The following is a 2,832-nucleotide window of genomic DNA, read 5'->3' on the forward strand; positions in this document are numbered from 1 at the left end:
CCCCCTCACCCCGCGACGCCCAGGCCCGCCTAGCCCTCCTCCGCAAAATCGTCGACACAGTAGGCGAAGCCGCCAACGCCTGACCGGCCCCTCTACTCCACCCCGCGGCCACCGATCCTCCAACGGACAGGACGTATACGCCCACTAGCGCCCCAGCCGCCGCCCGCTGAGCCTCGCGCCGACACCCACTGCCCCTATACGTCCTGTCGCTGCGCAGATCACCAGCCACCTGCCCGTCGTACCGAGAACCGTCGACCTTGAGCACGGTTCAACCATCCGCACGGCCCTGCCGTGGTTGGTAGGTGCTCAAGGTGGGCCCGCGGGACTTTGAGCACGGTTCAACCATCCCGGGGCGAGGAAGGTGGTCGAAGGGTGCTCAAGGTGGGTTTCCCGTTCGACCTTGAGCACGGGTCGACCATCCGCACGGCCCTGGCGTGGTTGGTGGGTGCTCAAGGTGGGTCCGCGGGACTTTGAGCACGGTTCGGCCATGTCGGGGCGAGGAAGGTGGTCGGTGGGTGCTCAAGGTGCGGTGCTGCGGTTCTGTCGGGGGGCGGCGGTAGATTCGGCCTATGAGCGAGGAGATTGCGGGGGCGCCGGCTGAGGTGTTGGAGCGGCATGCTGCGTTGAGCAAGGAGATCGAGGACCACCGGGCGAAGTACTACCTGGGTAGCTCGGTCATCTCCGATGCGGACTTCGATGCGCTGATGCACGAGTTGCAGGCGCTCGAGGAGCAGTACAGCGAGCTGCGGACGCCGGATTCGCCGACGCAGAAGGTCGGGGCGCCGATCTCGACGTTGTTCGCGCCGATCCAGCATCCGATGCGGATGGAGAGTCTGGCGAACGCGTTCTCGGCCGAGCAGATGGAGGCCTGGGCGAAGCGGCTCGAGCGCGAGGTGACCGTCCAGCAGATCCACGACTCGGGGTTCCTCTGTGAGCTCAAGGTCGACGGTCTCGCCCTCGATCTGGTCTACGAGCACGGCCGGTTGGTCAGCGGCGGTACCCGCGGCGACGGGCGGACCGGTGAGGACGTCACGCCGAACGTGCGGACGATCAAGAGCATCCCGGAGCAGTTGCAGGGCGACGATGTTCCGGCGTTCCTGGAGGTTCGGGGCGAGGTCTACTTCCGGGTCGAGGACTTCACCGAGCTGAACGCGCAGCTGGCCGAGGCCGGCAAGGACGTCTTCTCCAACCCGCGCAACAGTGCGGCCGGATCATTACGGCAGAAGGATTCGCGGGTGTCGGCGAGCCGGCCACTGCGGTTCGTCGTGCACGGGCTGGGCAAGGTCGAGGGATATCGGCTCGGGCGGCTCTCCTCGGCGTACGAGCAGTTGAAGGCCTGGGGCCTGCCGGTCAGCGATCGGGTCCGCCGGGTCGAGACGCTGGCCGAGGTCAACGAGTTCATCGCGTACTACGGCGAGAACCGGCACTCGGTCGACCACGAGATCGACGGGGTCGTGGTGAAGGTCGACGAGATCGACCTGCAGCGGGCGCTCGGGTCGACCTCGAGTGCACCGCGCTGGGCGATCGCGTACAAGTACCCGCCTGAGGAGGTCACCACCAAGCTCCTGCGCATCGAGGTGAATGTCGGCCGCACCGGCCGCGTCACGCCGTACGGCGTCATGGAGCCGGTGCGCGTGGCCGGGTCGACGGTGGAGTTCGCGACCCTGCACAACGCCAAGGAGGTCGAGCGGAAGGGCGTCGTACCGGGCGACACCGTGGTGCTGCGGAAGGCCGGCGACGTGATCCCCGAGATCCTCGGACCGGTGATCGAGTTGCGACCGGACGATGCCGAGCCGTGGGTGATGCCGACCACGTGCCCGTCCTGCGGGACCGAGCTGCGGCCGATGAAGGAGGGCGACATCGACATCCGTTGCCCCAACTCGCGATCGTGCCCGGCGCAGTTGCGCGAGCGGCTGTTCCATCTGGCCGGCCGGGCCGCGTTCGACATCGAGGTGCTCGGCTTCAAGGCGGCCGACGCGTTGATCGGCGACGGCCTCATCGTCGACGAGGGCGACCTCTTCACGCTGACCGCGGACGAGCTCGTTCGCAGTTCTTTCTTCACCACCAAGGCCGGCGCGCTCTCCGCGAATGCACAGAAGCTGCTGACGAATCTCGAGCAGGCCAAGGCCCAGCCGTTGGCCCGTGGGCTGGTCGCGCTGTCGATCCGGCACGTCGGCCCGACCGCTGCTCAGGCGCTGGCCGCCGTGTACGACGACATCGAGGGCGTCCGGGCTGCCAGCGAGGCGGAGCTGGCCGAGATCGAGGGTGTCGGGCCGACCATCGCGCACGCGGTGATCGAGTGGTTCGCGGTGGACTGGCACGAGGCGATCGTCGACAAATGGAAGGCCGCGGGCGTCGTGATGCGGCAGGAGCGGACCGGGCCGACGGTCGAGCAGACACTGACCGGGTTGTCGGTCGTGGTCACCGGGACGGTCGAGGGGTTCAGCCGCGACGAGGCGACCGAGGCGATCGTGTCCCGCGGTGGCAAGGTGGCCGGGTCGGTGTCGAAGAAGACGTCGTTCGTCGTGGTCGGCGATTCGCCGGGATCGAAGTACGACAAGGCGGTTCAGCTCGGTGTACCGATCCTGGATGCGGCCGGATTCCGGGTGCTGCTGGAGGCGGGCGCCGAGGCTGCTACGGCGGTCGCGAGCACCCCGGAGCCGGGCTAGTCCTGAACAACCTTCCGAATCACGGGATCCGGCGCGAGAGCTGAGCCGTCGGACTGTTAGTTTTGCACGTCCATGCATGGGTCAAAGGAGCGAATATGACGACGCCGCCACAGGGACCGTGGGGTTCCGGGCAGCCGGGGGGCCAGCCGGGCGGGCAGCAGGG

The 2,832-nt window shown here is 68.0% G+C and carries 1 protein-coding gene; it reads left to right on the forward strand.

What is annotated here, in order from left to right:
* The first annotated feature begins 569 nt into the window (after positions 1-569).
* Complete coding sequence (gene ligA, locus E1261_RS44180; protein WP_132416267.1) at positions 570-2,669, forward strand: NAD-dependent DNA ligase LigA; 2,100 nt, start codon at positions 570-572, stop codon at positions 2,667-2,669.
* The last annotated feature ends 163 nt before the right edge of the window (positions 2,670-2,832 follow it).

The organism is Kribbella albertanoniae, assembly GCF_004348455.1.
Taxonomy (GTDB): domain Bacteria; phylum Actinomycetota; class Actinomycetes; order Propionibacteriales; family Kribbellaceae; genus Kribbella; species Kribbella albertanoniae.

What these genes read in the sequence shown, in the direction of transcription:
- ligA (WP_132416267.1), top strand. Translation starts at nt 570, where the DNA reads ATGAGCGAGGAGATTGCGGGGGCGCCGGCTGAGGTGTTGGAGCGGCAT.